A 25,451-nucleotide genomic window follows, 5' to 3' on the forward strand; every position below is an offset into this window, starting at 1 on the left:
TTCATCCGGTGCGGAGCTGGCCGAACGACAAAGATCCCTGGAGGGCGTTTCGCCGTCCAGGGATCTTCCTTTTGGTGCACCCCCCGGGACTTGAACCCGGAACCCATTGATTAAGAGTCAATTGCTCTGCCAATTGAGCTAGAGGTGCAATTGTTTGTTGCTCACGACGCAAAGAAATAACCCTTGGGCGGCTAGCGCCGCCCAAGGGTCCTTCCCTTTGGTGCACCCCCCGGGACTTGAACCCGGAACCCATTGATTAAGAGTCAATTGCTCTGCCAATTGAGCTAGAGGTGCATCTGTTGATTTCAATCAGCTGAAGGCTTTTCTTCCCTCGTTGATCTCCGCAACGACATGTAACTCTACACGACACTTGCCGAAGTGTGAAATCGAACTGAGCCCCTCGGCCGCCCTTGGCGGGGAGGCTTCAGGAGTAGCGCGAAATCAGGGTTTTGGTTGTTGCTCGGGACCCGCAGGGTGCCGCCCGGCTCCATGCTGCTCGGTGAGAAATCCGCCGTCGACGGCCGGACCACTGGCACGGGTTTTCCACCGGGGGCAAGCCGCAGGAACTTTCCGCCAAGCGCAATGCGGTCCTGAGCCTGCCCCCGGGCGCTGTGAATCTCCTGTGCCGACGTATAGGAAGACGTAGAGGAAACCGTCGGGACCGAAGCGGAAGCGACCGCCGTCGTGGGTTGGGGCTTTGGGAAAGCCGGAGAAGGTGACGTCGGGCGTGCCGAGGCTCAACCGCCCGTCCGCGGCCCCGGCAGGCCACCTTCACCTGCGGGCACGACGCCGGGAAACTCGCCGACCGCCGTAGCTCCGATTATCGCCGATTCCTCCGCGGCGGCCGGAAACCGGCTGCTTCGGCGTGGGCACTCGAAACAAACCAGACCTCGGCCTTGACCTCGTCGTAGGACGGACTGTCTTCATCGTGGTAGGTCATGGTGTCGGCGTTTCCCTTGACGGCATAGCCATCAGGTCCGCTTCCATCCGCAGCGGCAGCAGCCGAGCCCTCACCATACGGCTGCTCGGCGGCAAGATGCCCGCCCAGCAGAACCGCGTCAGTGGATTCCGGAGCAGCGTCGACAGTTTCCGCCGCGGCGGATTCCGCACCTGGAAGCGTTGGTGCATGCGGGTCCGTGTACTCGTGGTGGTGGCTCGGAGCGCCGGCACCTCCCTGGGCGCCGCCTTCGCTCCATGTGACTTCCCATTCGGCGCTATCTGCCAGCTGCCCGGGGGTGGCTGGTTGAGGTGTTTCCGATCCGGTGCCCGGCGCCAGGTGACTCGCTGGGGCGGCGGGACCGGAAGGTCCGGCATCGGCCGGCGTGACGTCGTCGGCTGTCACGCCGCCTTCGGGTTCCGGTTCGGGAGCGCCTTGTTCGGGGGCTTCTTCCTCGGACAGCACGGGCTCTGCAAGCGTGGGCTCGTCGAAAATCGGCTCCCCGGGAACGCTTCCGGCAGCTGGTGACTCTGGCGGGGTGTCCATCCCGGATGCGTGGGGTGGGACAGGGCGCTCCCAGTCGTCGACGTCGCCCGGTTCAGAGTCGCCCGGTTCAGATGCGGGTTCGGTGGCGAGTTTCGATTCGGACGCCGGCACGGTTTCGGGCTCTGGTGCCGCCGTGCGTTCCTCGGCCAAGTCTTGTCCGGCGGTTGGTGACGAGGCGGCTTGCGACGGCGCGGACCCTGCCACGCCGCTCGAAGAAGACTTCGCGCTGTTGCGGCTCAAGAGCCACCAGACAACCGCGACGATCAACACAATGACGATAACCCAGATCAACCAATCCATGGGAGGAGCCCTTCTGTTCGAGTGGCACAGGTGTCGTGATTTGACGTTACGTCCGCGCCACGGGGCTGTCTAGCACGGCCTATCGATTCGAGGCGTCCCGGCAGATTTCATGCATTGGGATGCCTGTCCACTATTTGCATGAAATATTGCATGAATTAGCACTGAATTTGCCTCCACCCGCCCGCCGTGCTCGTGGCCACAACTCAAGAGTCATAGACTCGTGCCCATGAGTGAGCACACCCCCATTGCGTCAGACAGCCAGCCGGACATCAAGCCACGTAGCCGGGTGGTAACGGATGGCATTCATGCCGCTCCCGCGCGAGGCATGTTCCGGGCCGTAGGCATGGGCGATGCTGACTTCGCCAAGCCCCAGATCGGTGTCGCGAGTTCGTGGAACGAAATTACGCCGTGCAACCTCTCGCTGAACCGCCTCGCCCAGGGCGCCAAGGAAGGCGTTCACGCCGGCGGCGGGTTTCCGATGCAGTTCGGCACTATTTCCGTGTCGGACGGCATTTCCATGGGACACGAGGGCATGCACTTCTCCCTGGTTTCGCGCGAAGTCATTGCCGACTCCGTCGAGACCGTCATGCAGGCCGAACGCATCGACGGCTCCGTTTTGCTGGCCGGTTGCGACAAGTCCCTTCCGGGCATGCTCATGGCTGCCGCCCGCCTGGACCTGGCCAGTGTCTTCCTGTACGCCGGTTCCATCATGCCCGGATGGGTCAAGCTCGAGGACGGCTCAGAGAAGGAAGTCACCCTCATTGACGCCTTCGAAGCCGTGGGTGCGTGCGCCGCCGGCAAGATGAGCAGGGGCGACCTGGACCGCATCGAACGCGCCATTTGCCCGGGCGAGGGTGCCTGCGGCGGCATGTACACGGCCAACACCATGGCGTGCATCGGCGAAGCGCTCGGCATGTCCCTGCCGGGCTCTGCAGCCCCGCCCTCGGCAGACCGCCGTCGTGATGATTTTGCCCGCAGGTCCGGCGAGGCAGTGGTCAACCTGCTCCGCCTCGGCATCACCGCCAGGGACATCATGACCAAGAAGGCGTTCGAGAACGCCATCGCCGTCACGATGGCCTTCGGCGGGTCCACCAACGCGGTCCTGCACCTGCTCGCGATCGCCCGCGAAGCCGAGGTCGAACTGACCCTGGATGACTTCAACCGCATCGGCGACAAGATCCCGCACCTGGGCGACCTCAAGCCCTTCGGCCGCTATGTGATGACCGATGTCGACAGGATCGGCGGCGTGCCGGTCATCATGAAGGCACTGCTCGACGCCGGGCTGCTGCACGGGGACTGCCTGACCGTCACGGGCAAGACCCTTGCGGAGAACCTGGCTTCCATCAACCCGCCGGACCTGGACGGCAAGATTCTGCGCGCCCTGGACAACCCGATCCACAAGACCGGCGGCATCACCATCCTGCACGGCTCCATGGCCCCGGAAGGCGCCGTCGTCAAGAGCGCAGGCTTCGACGCCGACGTCTTCGAAGGCACCGCCCGCGTGTTCGAACGCGAACAAGGTGCCCTCGACGCCCTGGACAAGGGCCAGATCATGGCCGGGGACGTCGTCGTGATCCGCTACGAAGGACCCAAGGGCGGCCCGGGCATGCGTGAGATGCTCGCCATCACCGGCGCCATCAAGGGCGCGGGCCTGGGCAAGGACGTGCTCCTGCTCACCGATGGCCGCTTCTCCGGCGGCACCACCGGCCTGTGCATCGGCCACGTTGCGCCGGAAGCTGCCGACGGCGGACCCATCGCCTTCGTCAAGGACGGCGACAAAATCCGCGTGGACATCGCCGCCCGCTCCTTCGACCTCCTGGTCGACGACGCCGAACTCGAGTCCCGCAAGACCGGCTGGGAACCCCTCCCGGCCAAGTTCACCAAGGGAGTCCTCGCCAAATACGCCAAACTCGTCCACAGCGCCTCCACGGGCGCCTACTGCGGGTAACAATCCTGATAGCGCCCGTTGCCCAACTAACTCGCACTTGTTGTCGTTTTGAGCCCTCAGAACGACAACAGCTGCGAGTTAGTTGGGCGGAGGGTCCGGCAGGCGGACATTAATGTCCAAATAGTGAGATAGGGTGTTACTCAATTGACACGAATCTCACTCAGAGGGAACACTGAACGCATGATCACATTCGTTACTGTCGGCGTCGTCGTACTTACCAAGCGCGTGGCCTTGTAGCCCGACTGGTAACGAACCGTCACGCGCAACCCCTCGAAGAGCCGCAAGGCTGAGGGGTTTTTTTATTTCCCGCTGGGGAGAGCGCACTAAGCACCAACCCGCATGAACGCAGTACCAAGCAGTACCTTTCACTAATTGAAGATCCCCAAAGGAAGAGTCCGATGAGCAAAGGATCGCCGATCAGCCCCTCGCTGATGGCTGCAAAGTCCGCTGGAGCCCCCAAAGCTCCGGAAAAGGTCGACCGTCCGGCTGACGCCGTCGTCGACAATGCTGCAACTCCCTCTCCTGTACTCGGGCCGAACAACGTTGTACCCCCAACGGTGATGACCGGCTCGGAAGCTATTGTCCGCTCGCTCGAAGAACTCGGCGTGGACGATATTTTTGGTTTGCCCGGTGGCGCGATCCTCCCCACCTATGACCCCTTGATGGCCTCCAAGATGAATCACATCCTGGTCCGTCACGAACAGGGAGCCGGCCACGCAGCCCAAGGCTATGCCATGGTTACCGGACGGGTTGGCGTCTGTATCGCCACCTCGGGACCCGGTGCCACCAACCTCGTTACCGCCATCATGGATGCCCACATGGACTCCGTGCCCATCGTTGCCATTACGGGTCAGGTCTCGGCCTCCGTCATTGGTACGGATGCCTTCCAGGAAGCAGACATCGTCGGCATCACCATGCCGATCACCAAGCACTCCTTCCTGGTGACTGATCCCAACGATATTCCGCATGTCATGGCCGAGGCTTTCCACCTTGCAAGCACCGGACGTCCCGGTCCCGTATTGGTGGACATCGCCAAGAACGCCCAGCAGGGCACCATGACGTTCTCATGGCCCCCCAAGATCGATCTGCCGGGCTACCGTCCGGTGCTCCGTGGCCACAACAAGCAGGTGCGCGAGGCCGCCCGGCTGATCGCTGCGGCCAGCAAGCCTGTGCTCTACGTAGGCGGTGGTGTGGTCAAGGCGCATGCTTCGGCCGAGCTCCGCGAACTCGCAGAGCTCACGGGCGCCCCCGTGGTCACTACCCTCATGGCCCGCGGTGCGTTCCCGGATTCCCATCCCCAGCACGTCGGTATGCCGGGCATGCACGGCACGGTCTCTGCGGTCACCGCACTTCAGCAGTCCGATCTGCTGATCACCCTCGGTGCGCGCTTCGATGACCGGGTGACGGGTGTCCTCAGTACCTTCGCTCCGCACGCCAAGATCATCCACGCCGACATCGACCCTGCGGAGATCTCCAAGAACCGCCTGGCCGACGTTCCGATCGTGGGATCCGTCAAGGAGATCATTCCGGAACTCAGCGAGGCCGTCAGGACAGCTTTCGAACAGTCCGGCACCCCGGACCTCGACAGCTGGTGGGCGTTCCTCAACAACCTCCGCGATACCTACCCACTGGGTTGGACCGAACCGGAAGACGGGCTGAGTGCTCCGCAGCGGGTTATTGAGCGCATCGGGGCGCTCACGGGCCCCGAAGGCATCTACGTTGCCGGTGTTGGCCAGCACCAGATGTGGGCCGCCCAATTTATCAAGTACGAGCGTCCCCATGCCTGGCTCAACTCCGGCGGCGCCGGCACCATGGGCTATGCCGTGCCGGCAGCCATGGGCGCCAAGGTCGGGGAACCCGACCGCGTGGTCTGGGCGATCGACGGCGACGGCTGCTTCCAGATGACCAACCAGGAACTTGCCACCTGCGCCATCAACAAGATTCCCATCAAGGTGGCCATCATCAACAACTCTTCGTTGGGCATGGTGCGGCAGTGGCAGACCCTTTTCTATGAGGGCCGATACTCCAACACCGACCTGAACACCGGCCACGACACCGTCCGTATCCCGGACTTCGTCAAGCTGGCAGACGCGTACGGCTGCGCCGCGTTCCGCTGCGAACGGGACGAGGACATTGACGCCACCATCCAGAAGGCCCTGGAAATCAATGACCGCCCGGTGGTCATCGACTTCGTGGTCAGCCCGAACTCCATGGTGTGGCCGATGGTCCCGTCCGGAGTCTCCAACGACCAGATCCAGGTTGCCCGCAACATGACCCCGGAATGGGAAGAGGAGGACTAGCCATGAGCCGCCACACATTGTCCGTTCTGGTCGAAGACAAGCCCGGAGTGCTGACCCGCGTGGCCAGCCTTTTCGCCCGGCGCGCCTTCAACATCAACTCCTTGGCTGTCGGCCCCACCGAGGTCTCCGGGATTTCCCGGATGACGGTCGTCGTCGACGCCGATGGCGACCTTATCGAGCAGGTCACCAAACAGCTCAACAAATTGATCAACGTGATCAAGATTGTCGAGCTGACTTCAGAATCTTCCGTGCAACGTGACCACATCCTGGTCAAGGTACGTGCGGATGCCGCGACACGCCTGCAGGTCACCCAAGCCGCAGACTTGTTCCGTGCCTCAGTGGTAGACGTTTCCACAGACTCGGTGGTCATTGAGGCAACCGGTACCCCGGAAAAGCTCGCAGCGCTGCTTTCAGTGCTTGAGCCGTTCGGCATCCGCGAAATAGTGCAGTCCGGCACCTTGGCCGTTGGGCGGGGATCCCGCTCCATGAGTGACAGGGCCTTACGCAGCGCGTAGGCGTTGTCCTAGGTACTGCGTAGTAGCCCGATACCGAACCACAGACAATATCTACAAAAACCACTCAAGAGGAGTTACGCAAGTGACTGAAATGTTCTACGACGACGATGCTGACCTGTCGATCATCCAGGGTCGCAAGGTTGCCATTGTCGGCTATGGTTCCCAGGGCCACGCCCACGCACTGAACCTCCGCGACTCCGGCGTCGAGGTTGTCATCGCGCTTAAGGAAGGCTCGAAGTCGATCGCCAAGGCCGAGGACGCCGGCTTCACGGTCAAGAACGTCGCGGACGCCGCCGAATGGGCCGACGTCATTATGATCCTGGCACCGGACCAGCACCAGCGCGCGATCTACAACGACTCCATCAAGGACAAGCTGACCGCCGGCAAGGCCCTTGCCTTCGCTCACGGCTTCAACATCCGCTTCGGCTACATCAAGGCACCCGAGGGCGTTGACGTCATCCTGATCGCTCCGAAGGCTCCGGGCCACACCGTGCGCCGCGAGTTCGAAGCCGGCCGCGGCATCCCGGACATCATCGCCGTCGAGCAGGATGCTTCCGGTTCCGCTTGGGAGCTGGCCAAGTCCTACGCGAAGGCAATCGGCGGCACCCGCGCCGGCGTCATCAAGACCACGTTCACCGAAGAGACCGAAACCGACCTCTTCGGCGAGCAGGCCGTCCTTTGCGGCGGTGTCTCCCAGCTGATTCAGTACGGCTTCGAGACCCTGACCGAAGCCGGCTACCAGCCGGAGATCGCCTACTTCGAGGTGCTTCACGAGCTCAAGCTCATCGTTGACCTTATGTGGGAAGGCGGCATCGCCAAGCAGCGCTGGAGCGTTTCCGACACCGCAGAGTACGGCGACTACGTTTCCGGCCCGCGCGTTATCGACCCCCACGTCAAGGAAAACATGGCCGGCGTCCTCGCCGACATCCAGTCCGGCGCTTTCGCCAAGCGCTTCATCGACGACCAGGACAACGGTGCCGTCGAATTCAAGGCGCTGCGTGCCAAGGCTGAGCAGCACCCGATCGAGGGCGTTGGCCGCGAGCTGCGTTCGCTGTTCTCCTGGCAGCAGCAGGACGAGGACTACGTCGAAGGCTCTGCAGCCCGCTAATCAAGTCAACCGTTGAAGCCGCGGCAGGAGCCGTAGCAATTCAACACAGAACGCCGTTCGGGATAGGCTCGGAATGAAGCCGCCCGGCATGGAGGCCGGACCCGGTATACCGGGTCCGGCCTTCGTCGTCAAAGAATCGTTTCACCAAAACCCCACCTGAAAAAGAGAGCTAAAGAGGTCACCGGTGACAAGCACCAAGCCAGTAGTACTCCTCGCTGAGGAACTTTCCCCCGCCACGATCGAGGCCCTTGGTCCGGACTTCGAGATCCGCCAGACCGACGGCGCGGACCGCTCCCAGCTGCTCTCCGCAATCGTCGACGTCGACGCCATCCTCGTGCGCTCCGCCACCCAGGTGGACGCCGAGGCCATTGCCGCAGCCAAGAACCTTAAGATCATCGCGCGTGCCGGCGTCGGCCTGGACAACGTGGACATCAAGGCCGCCACCCAGGCTGGAGTCATGGTGGTCAACGCTCCAACGTCGAACATCGTGTCCGCGGCCGAACTCACGGTAGGGCACATCCTCAGCCTTGCACGCCACATCCCGCAGGCCAGTTCCGCCCTCAAGGGCGGCGAGTGGAAGCGGTCCAAGTACACGGGTATCGAACTCTTCGAAAAGAAGATCGGCATCATCGGCCTGGGACGCATCGGCGCCCTTGTGGCCGCACGCCTGCAGGGCTTCGAGACGGAGATCCTCGCGTACGACCCTTACATCACCTCCGCACGTGCGGCGCAGCTCGGCGTCAAGCTTGTCACCCTCGATGAGCTGCTGGAGAGGTCGGACTTCATTACGATCCACATGCCCAAGACCCCGGAAACCGTCGGGATGCTGGGCGCGGATGCCTTCAAGAAGATGAAGGAGACGGCCTACGTGGTCAATGTTGCCCGTGGTGGCCTGATCGACGAGGAAGCGCTTCACGAGGCCCTGGAAGACGGTCAGATCGCCGGAGCCGGCATCGATGTCTTCGTCAAGGAGCCGAGCACCGACCTCCCGTTCTTCGGCATGGACAACGTCATCGTGACGCCCCACCTGGGCGCGTCCACGGATGAGGCCCAGGAAAAGGCCGGCGTCTCCGTGGCGAAGTCCGTGCGACTCGCCCTCGCCGGTGAACTCGTGCCGGATGCAGTCAACGTTGCCGGTGGCGTGATCGCTTCCGACGTGCGTCCCGGAATCCCGCTGATCGAGAAGCTCGGGCGGATCTTCACGGCCCTGACCCATGCATCCCTGACGCAGATCGACGTCGAGGTCGCGGGCGAAATCGCCAGCCTCGATGTGAAGGTCCTTGAGCTTGCCGCGCTCAAGGGTGTGTTTGCCGACGTCGTGACCGAGCAGGTCTCCTATGTCAACGCACCCGTCATCGCCGAGCAGCGCGGCATCAACACCCGACTGATCACGACGTCGGAAGCCGAGGACTACCGCAACGTCCTGACCATCCGCGGGGCGCTCAGCGACGGCTCCCAGATTTCCGTCGCCGGCACCCTCACCGGCCCCAAGCAGGTCCAGAAGCTGGTCGGCGTCAATGGCTACGACGTCGAGATCCCGATCAGCGAGCACCTGGTGGTTGTTTCCTACGCGGACCGTCCTGGTGTCATCGGCACCATCGGCCACATCCTGGGCATGAACAACATCAATATCGGTGGCATGCAGGTGGCCCGCCAGAGCGAAGGCGGGCAGGTCCTTGCGCTGCTGACGATCGATAGCTCGGTGCCGCAGCAGGTCCTTGAAGCAATCAAGGCCGGTATCGGCGCGGACATGGTTCGCGAAGTGGACCTGGAGGACTAGGATCCGAACCGTTTGAGCTAGCTTTGTGTGCCGCAGTTCACATCGGCCACATATTATTGGCCGGTCTGCCTACAATGGCTTGGTCCGAAATTCGGATCCGGCGGCAGGCCGGCCAATAATTTTTGCACGTACCCGATGGATCCCTCTTGCCTCGGCATGGTTCCAGGGAGAGCAGCGTGCACGCCCGCAATCCAGGACTCAGGGAGCCCTATGAACGCCGTCCAGAGGTTCATCAGAAGCCGCGTGCTGCTGCTGACCGCGGCCATTTTGATCGTCGCCATGTGCTTGTCCGTTTTCATTCAGAGCCAGTCGCAGGCCGCGTTGAACCGGACGGTGGACGAGAACTCACGGGGCCTGTACGACATCCTGGTCCAGGCCAAATCCGCGAATTCCAAAGACGGCGGGGCACTCATCCAGCCGGACATCGCCAACGGCCAGGGCGGCATCAGCTTCCAGCAACTCGAGAATATCCGCGGGCTGAACGGCACGTCCGTTGCGGCGCCCATCAGCCTTGTGTCCAGGGTGACGCAAAACCTGGAGACGCCGCGGCTTGATGCTATGGATTACCTCGGCTACAACGCCGGCCTGGCTGGGGGTGCCACCGCAGGGGACCCCACTGGAACTGACGCCACGAAGTGGCCCGCTCCGGAATCCGTGCTTTCCGCGCAGCCCAAGAAGTACCGTTTGACGGCCACTGCCGTGAGCTCCGACGGAGTGTCCCAGCAAACCCTGTTCCAGACCAGCGCTGAAGGCACGCTGGGCAAGGCGCAGGTCGTAGAGCAGCAGACTGCCGGGGGCAAGAGCATCCGCATTGCCGGCCCGGCAGGTGAGACCGGCATTAAGTTCCCCGCACCCGCCGGCGGCTCGGAGCACAATCTCTTCAACCTTTCCGTGGCCCTGCCGATGGCCCCCCAGGTTACGGAATCCGTCGTCGCCGTCGACCCCACGGCTGAACGCGCGCTCCTGGGCTCAGCCGGAGACTTCCTGGCGCCGTTGCAAAAGGCGCCGCCTGCCGACACCCGCAACGCGGGGGCGATCGGCCGCTACTTCGAACAGCTTTTCGCCAAGAGCCCCACGCAGCAGGAGCTCGAGCAGGGCCCGGACTTCCTTGGCGTCAAGCTCAAATACTGGGCTCCCCTCATGACCCAGTACCAGCAGGCCAAGCGCTCCGGCCAGATCACGGACGCCTCGCAGGCCATCCCCTTGATCGTGCGGCAGGGTACCTCGCTGGACCTGAAATACTCGGTCAAGATCCAAGAAATCGATGATTCGGGCAAGGTCGTCAACGACGTCGGCACTGTCTCGCGTTCCTTGGACAAGGACTACCTGCCCTTCGTGTCAAAGTCGCCGTTCGCCCTGGAGTGGCCCGGATCCACGGACCACAGCCAGTTGCTTGGCAACACGGGCAACTTCGGCCAGGGCCTGTACCAGCCGGCCCAGTGGAGCACGGACTTCGCTGCCGCGCCCAAGTACCAAGCCGGCGAAACTTCTGCGAATGGTGCCGTCGGCAAGTCGGCCACGCCGGGGGATTGGGTGACCGTCAATAAGCTGCCCGAGAAGTCGGCCTTCGGGGCGATCGTTGACCAGACCCAGCGCAAGCCTGTCGACGAGCGTTCGTACCGTGAGAACCTTTCCACGGGATCCAAGCCTGCTACGCCGTTGCCGATGGTCTATGGGACGTTTGATCCGGCCGCGATCCAAAAAACGGCCGGGGATGTCAACAAGCTGCCGTTGGGCGGTTACGACCCCGCCCCGATGACGCTTGAGAAGGACGCCGCAGGCAACGCCACCGCAGCCAACACTCTCAAGCCCTCGCTGAGCGCCACGGGTTTGGTGAGCCAGTCTGCAGGTGCCATTACGGACTACTATGGTCTAGCCGCAGCGCGCGGTTATGATTCCAACGCCAATGTGATCGATGCCGTGCGGGTCCGGGCCAGTGCGCCCGGCAACTGGAAGCAGACCCAGCCGGAGGTCGACAAACTCGCCGCCCAGATCCGCGACATGGGACTCGAAGCCACTGTCGTGGCCGGGTCCGCGCGCGAAGACGCCAACATCTTCGTTCCCGGATACTCCAAGGACGACGCTGGCAAGGAGTCCCCGCTGGGGACCGTCGCGCAGTCGTGGGTCCGTCAGGATGCGGCCGATGCAGTCTCCGGCTCCCTGACGAGCACCAACATCACCCTCCTCTTCCTGACCCTGTGCGGGGCCACGCTCCTCACAGGAGCTTCCACGGTCAGCTATATTCGTCAGCGACGCAGTGAAGCCGGGATCCTGCGGGCCATGGGGTGGACCCAAAAGAGGGTTCGGCGCTGGGTGCTTGAAGAATTCGGCATCGGTGCCGGAATCCTTGCCGTGGCAGGCATTGCGCTGAGTCTTTTGAGCTGGAACCTTGCCACGGTGATTGTTTCGGCGTCCGTGTTGCTCATCTACTTCGCTGCCGCCTTCTTCGCCGCCCAGCAATTGCGGCACCGCGACGTCGTGGACCAGGAACCGCAACACGACGAACGACTCATTGCCGTGGATTCGCCGCTCACGTTCGCGTACCGCCAGCTGGTCACCAACCGCTTCAACTCGGTGGCGCTGGCCGTGGCAGTTGGCGTCTTCGGAGCGGCCGTTGGTGCCCTGATCGCGTTGCTCATCGACATTCCACGGGCGGCAGGAGCCAGTGCCCTCAGTGGCCTGGCCTCGGCCACCGTTGCACTGCCAAGCCTCATCTTGGGAGTCTGCGGGGTGCTGGTGGGCCTGGTGCTGACCTTGGTCACAGGACGGTTCGAACTCAGGGCCAAGCGCGAACAGCTCGGCACGCTCAAGGCCATGGGCTGGAACCCGGACATGCTAGGCCAGGTCCGCTTCTTCGAAAATGCGTTGGTCGGGAGTGCGGCCCTGGTCCTGGGCGTCCTGGGAGCGCTGGGCCTTGGCTTGCTGCTCGCACCCTATGCCGCACTCTGGGCTGCCTTGGCCGGATTGTTGGCTGTACTTTGCTGGATTCCCATTGCAACGAAAGTGGTCAAATGACTGACAATCTCCATCCCGATCTGACCGCGACCACGGAATCCACCGACGAGTCGTTCCAGACCCGCGCCAACACGATCGTCAAGGCTGCGGACCACGCCACGCCGTTGCAGCTGAGTAATATCACCATCCGCTATGGCGGGGACAAGGGCGGTGCCGAGCCGGTCAGCGTCGTCGAGGACTTCAACCTCACGCTGCACGCCGGTGAGATGCACTGCGTCGCCGGGCGCAGCGGATCCGGCAAGACCAGCATCCTGACAGTGGGCGCGGGACTCACGCTTCCGACGTCGGGCCGGGTCCTTTGGGAAGGCGACTCCCTGGAGAAGATGGGCGACGACGAAATCGCCGACCGCCGCCGTGCACTGATCGGGTATGTGGACCAGGGCGGCGCCTTGATCGACGGCATGAGCGCGTTGGAGAACGTGCTGTTGCCGGCCGTCCCCGACGGCGAAGTGGAACAACGTACCGAAATGGCCAAGGACTTGCTGGACTTGGTGGGGCTGGGCCGGCGCATGCGCCACCGTCCGGCGCAGCTTTCCGGCGGTGAACGCCAGCGGGTCGCCATCGCCCGGGCCCTGATCCTCGGCACCCGGGTCCTCGTGGTCGACGAGCCCACTGCCAGCTTGGACCGTACTTCGGCCAACCGCATTATCAGCATCCTGAAAGACACCACTAACGACGGAATTGCCGTGCTGGTGGCTTCCCACGACCACGAGCTTGTGAGGCTCAGCGATACGCTGACTGAATTGAACTAGTAGCCAATGCCTCCGGCCCGGCCGTCACATGCGGCCGGTCCGGTCTTTCCATCTCCAAGAGAAGGTAACTTCGTAGAGTGACGTCTCCAGATAAACCCCCGTTCTACATCACCACCGCCATCACGTACCCGAACGGCGTGCCGCACATCGGGCATGCGTACGAGTACATCGCCACCGACGCGATGGCCCGCTTCAAGCGACTCGACGGCTACGACGTGATGTTCCTGACCGGCACGGACGAACACGGCATGAAGATTGCCCAGGCGGCGGAGAAGGAAGGGATCACTCCCAAGGAGCTCGTGGATCGGAATGCCGAAATCTACAAGGCCGCCCACGCTGCCCTGGGCATTTCGTACGACCGATTCATCCGCACCACCGACGCAGATCACTATGCTGCCTCCCAAGCCATCTGGAAGAAGATGGAAGCCAGGGGCGACATCTACCTCTCCAAGTACGAGGGCTGGTACTCGGTCCGCGACGAGGCCTACTACACCGAGGACGAAACGGTCCTGAAGGACGACGGCGTCCGCTACTCCCTCGGTACGGACACCGAAGTGACGTGGACCGCGGAGGAGAGCTACTTTTTCCGCTTGTCCGCTTACCAGGACAAGTTGCTGGCTCTATACGAGGAGCAGCCGGAATTCGGCGCCCCGCAATACCGCTTCAACGAGGTCATCAGCTTCGTCAAACAAGGTCTGCAGGACTTGTCCATCAGCCGGACGACTTTCGACTGGGGTGTCCCGGTACCAGGGAACGACAAGCACGTCATGTACGTGTGGGTTGATGCCCTGACCAATTACCTGACCGGGGTCGGTTACCCGGATGCCGGATCGGAGGCGTTCCGTAAGTTCTGGCCGGCAGACGTCCACATCATTGGCAAGGACATCTCCCGATTCCACGCGATCTTCTGGCCTGCCTTCCTGATGAGCGCAGGCCTGGAATTGCCCAAGCGGGTCATGATCCACGGCTTCCTGACGAACAATGGCGTCAAGATGTCCAAGTCCCTCGGCAACGTGGTTGCCCCCAAGGATTTCGTGGAGCAGTACGGGCTGGACCAGGTTCGATTCTTCTTCCTCCGCGAAGTGCCCTTCGGTGCGGACGGAAGCTACAACCATGAGGCCATCGTGGGCCGCATGAACGCCGATCTGGCCAACAACTTCGGCAACCTCGCGCAGCGTTCGCTGTCGATGGTGGCCAAGAATTGCGAAGGCAAGGTTCCGGTACCCGGCGAATTTTCGGCCGAGGACTCCGCACTGCTGGCACAAGCCGGTGGATTGCTGGAGGTGGCCCGCGCCGCGTTCGAGAAGCAGGAATTCAGTCGCGCCCTCGAGGCCATCTGGGCCGTGCTGGGTGACACCAATGCGTACTTCGCCGAGCAGGCACCGTGGGTACTGCGCAAGACCGACGTCGAGCGCATGAACACGGTTCTGTACGTCACGCTGGAGGTTGTCCGTATTGTGGCGATTCTCGCCCAGCCGGTCATGCCGACGTCGGCGGCCAAGTTGCTCGAGGTGCTGGGACAGCCGGAAGGCGAGGCCCGCCAGTTCGCGGCTATCGCCACTCCGATCGTCGCCGGTACCGAACTCCCGGCCCCGGCTCCGATCTTCCCGCGTTACGAGGAGCCCGCCGAGTCCTAGACGCTCGCTCACTTACGCCGCGTTTTGGGCGGACGCTCGCTCACTTACGCCATGCGTAACGCAAACGCTCCTTCAGATGCGTCCGGTCAGTCCGGCCGATCTGAAGGAGCGTTTGTCGTTTCCCGCCCGTATGTGAGTGAGGATCGAAAGAAAGTGCCGCAAAAAAGAGCGAGCGTCGGTGGAGGGCTGCCGGCCTACGCCGTTGCCAAGCCTTGCACAGGCGACAGCCTTGCGGCGCGCCGGGCCGGCAGCACGGAGGCGAGGAGCCCTGCCACCACTGCCACGGCGAATACGCCCAGCAACTGCAGCCACGGCACTACCGGAACCACCTCCCCCATGGGGCCGAGGGCAGCTTTGGCGCCCAGCCATCCGTAAACCACCCCGAGCGATGTGCCCATCACAGCTGCGACGCCTGCCACCAGGACCGCCTCGATCGCCAGCATGCCGCGCAGTTGCCCCTTGGTCAGGCCGAGTGCCCGGAGGAGTGAGTTCTCACGGGTCCTTTCCAAAACGGAGAGGGACAGCGTGTTGGCGACACCGATCAGAGCGATGACGACCGCGACTCCCAGCAGTCCAGTGACCACCAGCAGCATGACGTCGATGATGCTGTTGAACGTCACGCGTTCCAGGGCAGCTCCGCTCACATGTGCGTCCGGCACGCCGAATGCCGCCGCAACGTGCTTTCGGATGCCCTGTAACTGGTCCGCGTCCAGATTGTCGCCCAGCTTGAGCCACACCGTGCTGTTCCCCGCCGGAATTTCACCAGCTGGCAGCTTTGCCCCATCTGCGCTGTCCACCAAGGGCTCGATGTGCATGCTCCGCAGCACGACCGAGTCAAGGGTGAGCGTGCCGCCCTGGGTGGAAATCGTCGTCTTTCCTGTCTTCGATCCAGCCGGGAGGTACACAGAACCCGGCGCGGGTCGCAGTTCCTTGTCACGCAGAATCCGTGCAGCGTCATCGGAGGAGATGGCGTAGACGGTCCGGGCATCCGTTGGGCTTCCGGTCCCGGGGATACTTCCCACAGGACGCAACAGCACGGCAGCCTCGACGCCGCTGATCGCTTTGACCTTTTCGACCGCGGCCCCAGGGTCGTTTGATTTGCCGGGCGCTGGCGCTGAACTGCCACCGCTCGACCCGCCACCGCCCAGGTTCACTGTCATGTCCACAGGGTAGTTCTCGGCGAGTAACGTGTTGAAGGCCTGGCGGGCCGTCGCTGCCCCCGTCATCATGAGGGTCACGAGCGTGACGCCGATCAGGAGGGCGGCAGCTGTGGCCGAGGTCCGCCCCGGGTTGCGGACTGCGTTGACGGCCGCGAGATTTCCCGGAACGCCGGCGGGCGCAGCGAGCCGTCCGGCCACTGCCACCAAGGGCGGGACGAACAGGCTGGCGCACAGCAGCACGCCGAGGAATGACAGTGTTCCAGCCAACATCGCGAGAGGGAGCATGTTGGCCATCGCGCCCAGGACCAGGCTTGGCGCCCCAACGGCCAGTGCGGCCAAACCGAACCACAACCGCAGCCGGCCCCGCCTGTTATTGACGGTTGCGTCCCCGGCGGGCCGCAACGCGACCAAGGGCGCGACGGCGGTCGCGGCTTTGGCAGGGACCATCGCCGCGACGACAGTCAGGACGGTTCCGGCCACCAGCCCGGCGATGATTGCCGACGGCGGGACAGCCAGGGTGGCGAAGGCCTTGTCCGGGGTGGTCCGTGCCCAAGCGATGAGGGCGGCCATGAGCCCGGTACCGGCGAGCACGCCCAGCACGGAGGATGCGAATCCGAGCAGGAGTGCCTCAAGCAGCACGGATGAACGGATCTGGGCCTTTCCGGCTCCAAGGCAGCGCAGTAACCCCAGTTCCCGGGTGCGCTGGGCAATGAGGACCGAGAAGGTATTGGCGACCACCAGGGTGGCGACGAGGATTGCCACACCTGCGAAAGCCAGTAGTGCCGTCGTGAGCAGGTCTTGGCCTCCGGTCATTTGCGCCACGCTGGCAGTCACCTTTTCCTGCACGGTCTGCACAGTAGCGCCCTCGACGCCGGCCGCATCCAGGCGTCGGCCGATGTAGTCCTTGGCCTCCGCTGTGTCCTGGCCCGGCTTGAGTGTGAGCTGGAGCCTGGAGTAGCCCGCGCCCGTGTCGCCCAGGGCAACCACCGTGCCGGGAGTCGCCACCAACTGCGGAGAGCCTGCTGAAAAGGGATCGTTGCTGGGCTGGATCAGGCCGGTGATCTTGACCGCGGTCCGTGGCTTAGCCCCGGACTGCGCCGCGCTGGACGGCGCGCCGCCGGCCTGACCGGTGTCAGGGCCCTGGAGCTCCAGGAGGCTGCCTGCATGGAGGCCAAATCGATTAGCAGTCTTAACGTCCACGGCGGCTTCGTTTGCCGAAGTGGGGTAGGCGCCGCTGGACAAGACAGACGGTTCCATAATAGCCGGAGCAAGGCTTCGGATCTTGCCGTATTGCCCCTCACCTGCAGCGGTGAACATGACGGTCGCGGAGCGCTCGGCATAGCTGTCCTTGACCGCCGGGGCCGACGCGGCGGCATCAACAGCCTCCTGCCGCAGGGAACCGGATGGCCCTGCATTCACGATGAGATCGGCTTTGCTATACGCCTCGCCAAGGCTCGCGGCGAGCGTCGCCTGCGTGCTGGCTCCGACCATGAGGGTGGAGGACAGGAAAGCAACGGACAGCATCACGGCCAGTCCGATCGCGACGAACCGGCTGAAATGTGTGGACAAGTGGGACAGGGCAACGCGAAGCATGCTCAGGCCCCCAGCTTGCCAAGGGCAACAAGCACGGACTCTGCGGTGGGATTGGGGAGCTCGCCCACCAGTCCGCCGTCGCTCATCAGCACTACCCGGTCCGCATAGCTTGCTGCTACGGGGTCGTGCGTCACCATGATGATGGTCTGGCCCAGTTCTTTGCTGCTGCGGCGTAGGAGTGCCAGGACTTCACCACCGGTTCTTGAGTCCAGATTGCCTGTCGGCTCATCGCCGAAGACGACGTCGGGACGGGTCAGCAAGGCGCGTGCCACGGCGACCCTTTGTTGCTGCCCGCCGGACAGCTCATGCGGGCGGTGCGTGAGCCGGTCCTTCAGTCCGAGGGTGCCCACAACGTAGTCGAACCACTTCGCGTCTGCAGTGGTTCCTGCAAGTGCCAGTGGCAGTTCTATGTTCTGTTGGGCGCTGAGCGTCGGAACCAGGTTGAAGGCTTGAAACACGAAGCCGATGCGTTCGCGGCGCAAAACGGTCAGCTGCCGGTCGTGGAGCGCCGTGATGTCGGTACCGCCCAGCACGATCCTGCCGGAATCCGCGGTGTCCAGTCCGGCGAGGCAGTGCATGAGCGTGGATTTGCCTGAACCGGAGGGTCCCATGATCGCGGTGAAGTGTCCCGCTTGGAAGCTGACGCTGACATTGTCCAGGGCCGTGATTCGGGTATCTGCCTGGCCATAGCCTTTCGAGAGGTTGAAGGCTTCGACGGCGGGGGCCGCGGGGAACGCCTCGGGGCCGGAGTTTCGGGGGGGCAGCGCGAAAGTTGTCATGCTTCCACGCTATTTCTGCGGCAAGGGCATCCGGATCAGGCTGCGGGGCGATTATCGGCAGGCTCGGCTCATCCCGTGGTCTGAGCCGGAAGCCCCCCGTTAGTACGAGCGCCGTCGGTACGAAGTCCGTCTAGACGAGGCTCAATTCCCGGGTGAGACCACCCCGGTCTCGTACGCGATCACCACGATTTGCACCCGGTCCCGCGCGCCAAGCTTGGCGAGGATACGGCCGACGTGGGTCTTCACGGTGGCCTCGGACAGGAAGAGGCACGCAGCGATCTCGGGGTTCGAGTGACCCTGCGCGATGAGCTCGAACACTTCGCGCTCGCGGGCGGTGAGGCGTTCGACCGCAGACGCATGCGCTTCCTGCTCCGGTGTCTGGGCGCATAACATCGGCGCAACGTGGTCCAGGAGCCTGCGTGTCGTGGAAGGAGCAATGACGGCGTCACCGCGGTGTACGGTGCGGATGGCCTCCAGGAGTTCCTCCGGCGGCGCGTCCTTGAGCAGGAAGCCGCTGGCCCCTGCCTGGATGGCGGCCAAGGCGTATTCGTCGAGATCGAAGGTGGTCAAGACCACGATCTTGATATCTCGGCGCCGGGATCCGTCGGGCTGGGCCGCCGCATGCTCCAGAATCCGGCGCGTGGCTTCGATGCCGTCCATTCCCGGCATGCGCACGTCCATGAGGACGACGTCGGCGCTCGTGGCTGAGAGGGCCTGGACGGCTTCAATACCGTTGCCTGCTTCGGCAACCACTTGCAGATCCGTCTGCGAATTGATGAGCATTCCGAAACCGGAGCGCACCAATTGTTGATCGTCAACAAGTGCCACTCGGATGGGAAGGTGCTCTGTCGGCATGTCTTAGGCCTCCGAGTAAGGGATGAAAGCGGAAAGGTGGAAGCCGCCGCCCGTGGCCGGGCCGGCCGTCAAGGAACCATCGTAAAGGGAGATGCGCTCGGCCATGCCGAGCAATCCCTTCCCGCCGCCGCCCTGGGGCGGTTCGGCGGCGGCGCCTCTGCCGTCGTCGTGCACATCGATGTGAAGCCCGCGCGACTGCCATTCCAGGGATGTTATGGCGCAGGTCCGGGGCCCGGCGTGTTTGATGACGTTGGTCAGCGCTTCCTGCACCACCCGGTAGGCGGTGAGTTCGGCGCCCGGCGGCAAGTGGCGCCGCGGTGTGCCGCTTTGTTCGAAGGAGAATTGCAGGCCAGCGGCACGGAATCCGAGGAGCAGCTCGTCGAGATCCCCGAGCCCCGGCTGCGGACGAGTGGGGGAAGCCTCGTCGGAGCGGAGCACGCCCAGCAGCCGGCGCATTTCGCCGAGGGAACCGCGGCCCGTGGCGGCAATGGTGGCGAGGGCATCCGTGGCAACGGCTGGATTGGCGGCTGCGGCGTAGCGGGCACCGTCGGCCTGGGTGATGATGACCGAAAGCGAATGGGCCACGATGTCGTGCATTTCCCGAGCGATGTGCGATCGCTCGTCGGCTGCAGCCAGTTGGCGCTCCTGTTGATGCTCGATCTCGAGGCGGCGGGCGCGGTCTTCGAGCGCTTGAAGCTGAAGCCTGCGGACCCTGGTGAGATCGCCGATCGTCCAACTGACCAGGACCAAGAGCGAGAACAGCACCGTATAGAGGGCACCGATGGTCAGGTCGAGGATCCCGATCTCGGGGGTGTTCGAGTACAAGCGGGTGGTCAGCATGACGCTGCCCACGAGTCCCAGGCCCAAAACCGCGCGGCTCGCCCAAGTGGGGCCGTAGGCGGCAGTCGCATAGATGACGAGTGGCACGGCAATTTGTCCGGTGACGGGCTGCATGGCCAGCGCCCATTGGATGAGGCAGACGAGAACCACGACGGCGGCCGCATACACCGGGCGGACGCGCCGCCACGCGAGGGGCAGAATGAGTGAGCAGGAAACCAGGAACATTCCTGATTGACCGGCGAGAAGATGGATCGAAGCGAAGAGCACCAAAAGCAGCAGCGTCATGGCCAGATCCACCTTGAAGGGATTGCTCCGGAACCAGTTGTATATCGCATGCCGTTTGTCCACTCAAGAACTCTAACGGCGGTGCTGGCAACGCCGCGTCATACCGCGGGCGGAGAGAATCGTGATCGTTCAAATGGTGAGACGATTTTGACCAGCATGTGGATGCCTTGGCAGTCTGAAATCATGAGCGCAACACAACCCGTAGCAACGATCAACCTGGCAGTCATCCCCGGAGACGGTATTGGCCCCGAAGTCATTGCCGAAGCCCTCAAGGTCCTGGAAAAGGTTGTTGCCAAAGAAGGCGTTGCCTTGGAGCAGACCGAATACAAGCTGGGAGCCCAGCACTGGCTTGAAACCGGTGAAACCCTCCCGGACGAGGTCTTGGCTGATCTGCGCACCCGCGATGCCATCCTGTTCGGCGCTGTCGGCGCGGCCCCGGGGGATACCCGAATCCCTTCCGGAATCATTGAACGCGAGATGCTGCTCAAGCTCCGCTTCAGCCTGGACCACTTCGTGAATCTGCGCCCCTCGCGACTCTACGGCACGGTGGGCAGCCCCCTGGCCAACCCTGGCACCATCGACTTCATCGTGGTCCGCGAGGGCACCGAGGGGCCGTACGTCGGCAACGGCGGCACGCTGCGCGGGGGAACGCCCCACGAGGTCGCCACCGAGGTATCGCTCAACACGGCCCACGGCGTCGAACGCGTTGTCCGGGACGCCTTCCGCCGCGCCAGCGAGCGGCCCCGCAAGCACGTTACCCTCGTCCATAAGCACAACGTCTTGGTCTTTGCGGGCCATTTGTGGAAGCGCACCGTTGAGGCTGTGGCCAAGGAATTTCCCGAGGTTACCCATGACTACCTCCACATTGACGCTGCGACGATCTTCATGGTGACCGATCCCTCCCGCTTCGATGTGATTGTCACCGACAACCTTTTCGGGGACATCATCACCGACCTCGCCGCGGCCATCACCGGCGGCATCGGTCTGGCGGCGTCGGGCAACATCAACATGGACCGCACCGCTCCGTCCATGTTCGAACCTGTGCATGGCTCCGCCCCGGACATCGCCGGCCAACAGAAAGCGGACCCCACCGCTGCCATCCTGTCGGCGTCGCTATTGCTGGACCACCTTGGCTACACCAAGGCCGCCCGCAGGATCGAAGCCGCCGTCGTGGCCGATATCGAAAGCCGCAGCGGCGAAACCCGCAGCACCGCGGCCATCGGCGACGCTATCGCGGCCGCACTTTAGGCCCCTGTACTCAGGAGTAAGCTTTACTTGAATTATTTACCTGCTGCCGTGGTCCGTCGCTGAACCATATCCTCCAAGAGTTGGTTCGCTCTGCCAGGTAGCCGACTGGAGGAAACATGACTCAGACTGCCCACGGCGTCGAATTCAGCCAGCAGCTCTCGGAGACCCCGAAGTCTGCTGAGGAGCGTGCAGCGATCCTGGCAAACCCGGGATTTGGCGACTACTTCACCGACAACACCGTCATTGTCGACTACAGCGTTGACGCAGAGGGCAGGGGCGGCTGGCACAGCGCGCGGGTAGAGGCCTACGGGCCTATTTCACTGGATCCTTCGGCAGCAGTGCTGCACTACGGCCAGGAGATCTTCGAAGGCCTCAAGGCATACCGCCACGCTGATGGCTCCATTTGGACTTTCCGCCCCGAGGCCAACGCCGCGCGCCTGAATAAGTCCGCCCGCCGCTTGGCGCTCCCGGAACTGCCGGAGGAATACTTCCTTGGCGCCATCCGCGAACTCGTGCAGGCAGACAAGGAATGGGTCCCTTCCGGCGACGGTGAAGCCCTGTACTTGCGCCCGTTCATGATCGCCACCGAGGCATTCCTGGGTGTCCGCGCAGCACGCGAGGTCTCCTTCCGGGTCATCGCTTCCCCGGCAGGCAACTACTTCGGCGGCGAGCTCAAGCCGGTATCCATCTGGATTTCCCGCGAATACGCCCGTGCAGGTCGCGGCGGCACCGGTGCAGCCAAGTGTGGTGGAAACTACGCTGCCTCCCTGATCGCGCAGATGGAGGCCGAGGAGAACGGCTGCAAGCAGGTCCTCTTCCTGGACCCCTTCAACGACGATGCCGTCGAGGAACTCGGTGGCATGAATGTGTTCTTCGTCATGAAGGACGGCTCTCTCGTCACTCCAGCACTGACCGGAACCATCCTCGAAGGCGTGACCCGTTCTTCTGTCATCCAGGTCGCAAAAGACATGGGCCGCGAGGTTTCCGAGCGCAAGATCACCCTCGCTGAATGGCGCGACGGCGTGGCCTCCGGTGAGATCGCCGAGGTCTTCGCTTGTGGAACCGCGGCCGTCATCACGCCTATCGGTGTGCTCAAGGACAAGACCGAGTTCATCGGTTCCGAAGATGCGACGGCCGGAGAAACCACCATGGCCATTCGCCAGCAGCTGCTCGGCATCCAGACTGGAACGATCGAGGACAAGCACGGCTGGCTGACCCACCTCGCCTAAGACGTAACGGCTTCTGCAGTGCCCGACGGCGGCCACCACTTCGGTGGGCGGGCCGCCGTCGTCGTTTCACCGGGGAACGGGTTGTTCCGCGGGCCGGGACCCATGGAGCAATGGTTCGATGAGGGCTTCCATCTTGGCCTGCAGATATTGTTGCCCCGCTTTCGAGGGGTGATCGCCATCGGGACCAATGAGGTTCTCGGCATCGTTCATGATCCACCCGAGGTTGATCGGATCGACGAAGTCGGCGCCTGCTCTCAGGGCAGCGGCTTGGTCCTGGTCGCGGATGTCCAGTCTCTCCTGCTCGGGCATGCCCGTATACGACGGCGGACCGACCACCACGATGTCGGCGAGGGGAGCCCGTGCCTTGGCCGAGGCGAAGGCCTGCGACGCGGCAATCTCGGTTTCTCCAGGGGCTGTACCCATGTCATTTTCGGAACCGAAGAAAAGCACCAAGCGCGTCGTGTCAGTTACCGCCGTGTCCACTTGCGAACCGAAGGTCGATCCGTCCTGGCCGACGCTGACGTAGCCGCTGCCATCCTTCGCGGCATTGACCACGGTGGCCCGGAACTGTTTAAAGGCGGGGTCGTTCTCCATGAGGGTCGGCCAGGCATCAGCAGGGGAGGTGCCATGCCCTGTGCTGAGGGAATCTCCAATGATCACCACTGTGGGCTGGGATGAGGTTGCCGCGGACCGGGGTCCCGTGTCGGACGAGCAGGCACTGAGGGTGGCGAGGATTGAGAGGCAAGCGCTGGCGATCGCCGTCGTCCGGAGAAGTCCTCCGCGTCGGGTGTGAGTCCGCAACAATTCGACCGCCCCCTGCAACTGTTCACGTCCGCAACTGTCCGATTGCTTTGCACCATGCTACGTCGTGTGCCGTCGTGTGCCGTCGTGGCATTCGGCAGTGGGCTCCCTCTGCACAGGCCCGGCAATGTGCCGTGTGCCAAGATGGAGAAGTGAATCCGGTCAATGACGCCTCGTTCAAGAACAGCAGTTCCCTCACACGCTTTCGGCTGGCACCCAATCCGGGTCCGATGAGCCTTGACGGCACCAATTCGTATGTCATCGCCGCCCCGGACGCTGCGGGAGTTGTCGTCGTCGACCCCGGGCCACTCGACGAACCGCACCTCGCGGCCCTGGCCGCCAGTGGAATGGTTGAGCTCGTCCTTATCACCCATCGCCACAAAGACCACACTGAGGGGTCCGAGCGCTTCCGCGAACTCACGGGCGCTCCCGTCCGCGCGGCGGATCCGGCACACTGCCACGGTGGCGAACCGCTGCGCGGCGGCGAGGTCATTGGAGCGGGAGGCGTCGAAATCCGCGTCCTTGCTACGCCTGGCCATACTTCGGATTCAGTCTGCTTCCACCTTCCGGGCGACGGACCAGATGGCTCCGTGCTGACCGGCGATACAATCCTGGGTCGGGGCACCACAGTCCTTGACTATCCCGACGGAAGGCTCGGGGACTACCTCTTGAGCCTCGACACGCTCGAAAGCCTCGGTCCGGCAACCCTGCTGCCCGCACACGGTCCGGTCCTGCCGGCTGTGGACGCGGTATGCCGCGAGTATCGCGCGCACAGGGTGATGCGCCTGGAGCAGATCCGTGAAGCCCTGGTCAGACTCGGGGCCCAAGCCGAGGTCCAGGCCGTCACCGATGCGGTGTACCCCGACGTCGATCCTTCCGTACGGTGGGCAGCCGAAACCTCGGTGGCGGCGCAATTGGACTATCTGCGCGGCTAGCGGACACTTCCGCAGCGCGCGTGCTGGCCGCTTGCGGACGGTACCCTAGAGACCATGCGTATCGCCCGGTTTGTTGTTGATTCTGATCCCGTCTACGGCGTCGTCGAAGGTGAGCCTGGCAGTGAAGTGATCACTGTCATCCATGGCGATCCCTTCTTCAACGGCGTCGAGCGTACTTCGGTCCGCCACAAGTTGGAAGATGTGCGCCTGCTGGCCCCGATCATTCCGCGCAGCAAGGTGATCGGCGTTGGCCGGAACTTTGCGGAGCACGCCCGGGAATTGGGCAATGAGGTTCCCCAGCACCCCCTGCTGTTCCTGAAGCCGAATACGGCCGTTGTGGGCCCCAATGATCCGATCGTGCTGCCTGAGTTCTCCGAAGAAGTTTCCTTTGAAGCGGAACTCTGCGTGGTCATTGGCCGCATTTGCAAGGACGTCCCGGAAGATCGCGTGGACGATGTCATTTTCGGTTACACCTGCGGCAACGATCTCACTGCACGCGACGTCCAAAAGACAGACCTGCAGTGGGCGCGTGCCAAGGGCTTCGATACCTCGGCTCCCTTGGGACCGTGGATCGAGACGGAACTTGACCCCGAGGACCTCGCTATCAAGGGCTGGCTCAATGGCGAACTCCGCCAGGACGGCAGCACCAAGCAGATGATCCGTAGCGTGCGCGAACTGGTGTCGATCGTTTCGCAGGCTTTCACCTTGCTTCCGGGAGACGTCATCATGACGGGCACGCCAGCCGGCGTCGGCCTGCTCCAGGAAGGCGACCGCTACGAGATCGAGATCGAAGGCATCGGACGTTTGTCCAACCCGGTAGTCCGCCGGTAAGGGTTGACTGCTTGCCTGCTGCTCGGCGCCCCGTCAAGCAGCAGGCAAAAGCGGCCG

General features: G+C 63.4%; 19 protein-coding genes, 2 tRNA genes and 1 pseudogene. 13 read left to right on the forward strand and 9 right to left on the reverse strand.

Going from position 1 to position 25,451, the window contains the following annotated elements; translation table 11 throughout:
• Positions 1–72 precede the first annotated feature (72 nt).
• The 4 genes and pseudogenes from ABD884_RS05800 to ABD884_RS05815 form a co-directional block, all read right to left on the reverse strand.
• Positions 73–148, reverse strand: a tRNA-Lys gene (locus ABD884_RS05800).
• A gap of 70 nt (positions 149–218) precedes the next feature.
• Positions 219–294: transfer RNA gene (locus tag ABD884_RS05805), tRNA-Lys, on the reverse strand.
• Positions 295–530: 236 nt separating this feature from the next.
• Positions 531–815: pseudogene (locus ABD884_RS05810) on the reverse strand (PQQ-dependent sugar dehydrogenase); the annotation flags it as partial.
• A 5-nt stretch (positions 816–820) separates the two neighbouring features.
• Entirely contained in the window at positions 821–1,783 is a 963-nt protein-coding gene (locus ABD884_RS05815) for a sunset domain-containing protein (protein WP_345039732.1), read from the reverse strand.
• A gap of 226 nt (positions 1,784–2,009) precedes the next feature.
• Between ABD884_RS05815 and ilvD the strand changes: the two genes are divergently transcribed.
• The 8 genes from ilvD (at position 2,010) to metG (ending at position 14,838) form a co-directional block, all read left to right on the forward strand.
• The gene (ilvD, locus tag ABD884_RS05820; RefSeq protein WP_345039737.1) at positions 2,010–3,731 is read left to right on the forward strand and encodes a dihydroxy-acid dehydratase; all 1,722 of its coding nucleotides are present in this window, start codon (positions 2,010–2,012) and stop codon (positions 3,729–3,731) included.
• Between the two features lie 398 nt (positions 3,732–4,129).
• Positions 4,130–6,031 (forward strand): acetolactate synthase large subunit, encoded by a 1,902-nt coding sequence (locus ABD884_RS05825; RefSeq protein ID WP_345039745.1) that lies wholly within the window; start codon positions 4,130–4,132, stop codon positions 6,029–6,031.
• A gap of 2 nt (positions 6,032–6,033) precedes the next feature.
• Complete coding sequence (ilvN, locus tag ABD884_RS05830; RefSeq protein WP_028264679.1) at positions 6,034–6,546, forward strand: acetolactate synthase small subunit; 513 nt, start codon at positions 6,034–6,036, stop codon at positions 6,544–6,546.
• A gap of 49 nt (positions 6,547–6,595) precedes the next feature.
• On the forward strand, positions 6,596–7,654 hold the full coding sequence (gene ilvC, locus ABD884_RS05835) for a ketol-acid reductoisomerase (protein WP_345054596.1): 1,059 nt from the start codon (positions 6,596–6,598) through the stop codon (positions 7,652–7,654).
• Positions 7,655–7,838: 184 nt separating this feature from the next.
• Positions 7,839–9,434: a phosphoglycerate dehydrogenase gene (gene serA, locus ABD884_RS05840; protein ID WP_028264677.1), complete on the forward strand. Its 1,596-nt coding sequence runs from the start codon at positions 7,839–7,841 to the stop codon at positions 9,432–9,434.
• Positions 9,435–9,644: 210 nt separating this feature from the next.
• Complete coding sequence (locus ABD884_RS05845; RefSeq protein ID WP_345039784.1) at positions 9,645–12,449, forward strand: ABC transporter permease; 2,805 nt, start codon at positions 9,645–9,647, stop codon at positions 12,447–12,449.
• Positions 12,446–13,201: an ABC transporter ATP-binding protein gene (locus tag ABD884_RS05850; RefSeq protein ID WP_345039789.1), complete on the forward strand. Its 756-nt coding sequence runs from the start codon at positions 12,446–12,448 to the stop codon at positions 13,199–13,201. Before ABD884_RS05845 ends, ABD884_RS05850 begins: the two co-directional genes overlap by 4 nt.
• 77 nt (positions 13,202–13,278) lie before the next feature.
• Positions 13,279–14,838, forward strand: coding sequence for a methionine--tRNA ligase (metG, locus tag ABD884_RS05855; protein WP_345039796.1), 1,560 nt, complete (start codon positions 13,279–13,281; stop codon positions 14,836–14,838).
• 194 nt (positions 14,839–15,032) lie between these two features.
• On the opposite strand, the gene ABD884_RS05860 is transcribed toward metG, so the two are convergent.
• The 4 genes from ABD884_RS05860 to ABD884_RS05875 all read right to left on the reverse strand — a co-directional run bounded on the left by ABD884_RS05860 (position 15,033) and on the right by ABD884_RS05875 (position 20,413).
• Positions 15,033–17,591: an ABC transporter permease gene (locus tag ABD884_RS05860; protein WP_345039803.1), complete on the reverse strand. Its 2,559-nt coding sequence runs from the start codon at positions 17,589–17,591 to the stop codon at positions 15,033–15,035.
• A 2-nt stretch (positions 17,592–17,593) separates the two neighbouring features.
• A complete protein-coding gene (locus ABD884_RS05865; protein ID WP_345039811.1) occupies positions 17,594–18,370 on the reverse strand; it encodes an ABC transporter ATP-binding protein in 777 nt (258 codons plus the stop codon).
• A 141-nt stretch (positions 18,371–18,511) separates the two neighbouring features.
• Positions 18,512–19,225 carry a response regulator gene (locus ABD884_RS05870; protein ID WP_345039819.1) on the reverse strand — a complete coding sequence of 238 codons (714 nt, stop codon included), beginning with the start codon at positions 19,223–19,225 and terminating at the stop codon, positions 18,512–18,514.
• A gap of 3 nt (positions 19,226–19,228) precedes the next feature.
• The gene (locus ABD884_RS05875) at positions 19,229–20,413 is read right to left on the reverse strand and encodes a sensor histidine kinase (protein WP_345039826.1); all 1,185 of its coding nucleotides are present in this window, start codon (positions 20,411–20,413) and stop codon (positions 19,229–19,231) included.
• 120 nt (positions 20,414–20,533) lie between these two features.
• Between ABD884_RS05875 and ABD884_RS05880 the strand changes: the two genes are divergently transcribed.
• On the forward strand, positions 20,534–21,598 hold the full coding sequence (locus ABD884_RS05880; RefSeq protein ID WP_376954418.1) for a 3-isopropylmalate dehydrogenase: 1,065 nt from the start codon (positions 20,534–20,536) through the stop codon (positions 21,596–21,598).
• A 116-nt stretch (positions 21,599–21,714) separates the two neighbouring features.
• On the forward strand, positions 21,715–22,827 hold the full coding sequence (locus tag ABD884_RS05885; RefSeq protein ID WP_345039834.1) for a branched-chain amino acid aminotransferase: 1,113 nt from the start codon (positions 21,715–21,717) through the stop codon (positions 22,825–22,827).
• 66 nt (positions 22,828–22,893) lie between these two features.
• Here the strand turns inward: ABD884_RS05885 and ABD884_RS05890 are convergent, their stop codons facing one another.
• Positions 22,894–23,487 (reverse strand): SGNH/GDSL hydrolase family protein, encoded by a 594-nt coding sequence (locus ABD884_RS05890; RefSeq protein ID WP_345039845.1) that lies wholly within the window; start codon positions 23,485–23,487, stop codon positions 22,894–22,896.
• Here ABD884_RS05890 and ABD884_RS05895 point away from each other — a divergent pair.
• The 3 genes from ABD884_RS05895 (at position 23,480) to ABD884_RS05905 (ending at position 25,394) form a co-directional block, all read left to right on the forward strand.
• Positions 23,480–23,620, forward strand: coding sequence for a hypothetical protein (locus tag ABD884_RS05895; protein WP_345039853.1), 141 nt, complete (start codon positions 23,480–23,482; stop codon positions 23,618–23,620). The genes ABD884_RS05890 and ABD884_RS05895 overlap by 8 nt on opposite strands.
• Before the next feature lie 160 nt (positions 23,621–23,780).
• Positions 23,781–24,563, forward strand: coding sequence for an MBL fold metallo-hydrolase (locus ABD884_RS05900; protein WP_345039858.1), 783 nt, complete (start codon positions 23,781–23,783; stop codon positions 24,561–24,563).
• A gap of 54 nt (positions 24,564–24,617) precedes the next feature.
• On the forward strand, positions 24,618–25,394 hold the full coding sequence (locus tag ABD884_RS05905; RefSeq protein WP_345039867.1) for a fumarylacetoacetate hydrolase family protein: 777 nt from the start codon (positions 24,618–24,620) through the stop codon (positions 25,392–25,394).
• The last annotated feature ends 57 nt before the right edge of the window (positions 25,395–25,451 follow it).

The sequence above is a fragment of the Arthrobacter methylotrophus genome (assembly GCF_039539965.1).
Classification (GTDB): Bacteria; Actinomycetota; Actinomycetes; order Actinomycetales; family Micrococcaceae; genus Arthrobacter; species Arthrobacter methylotrophus.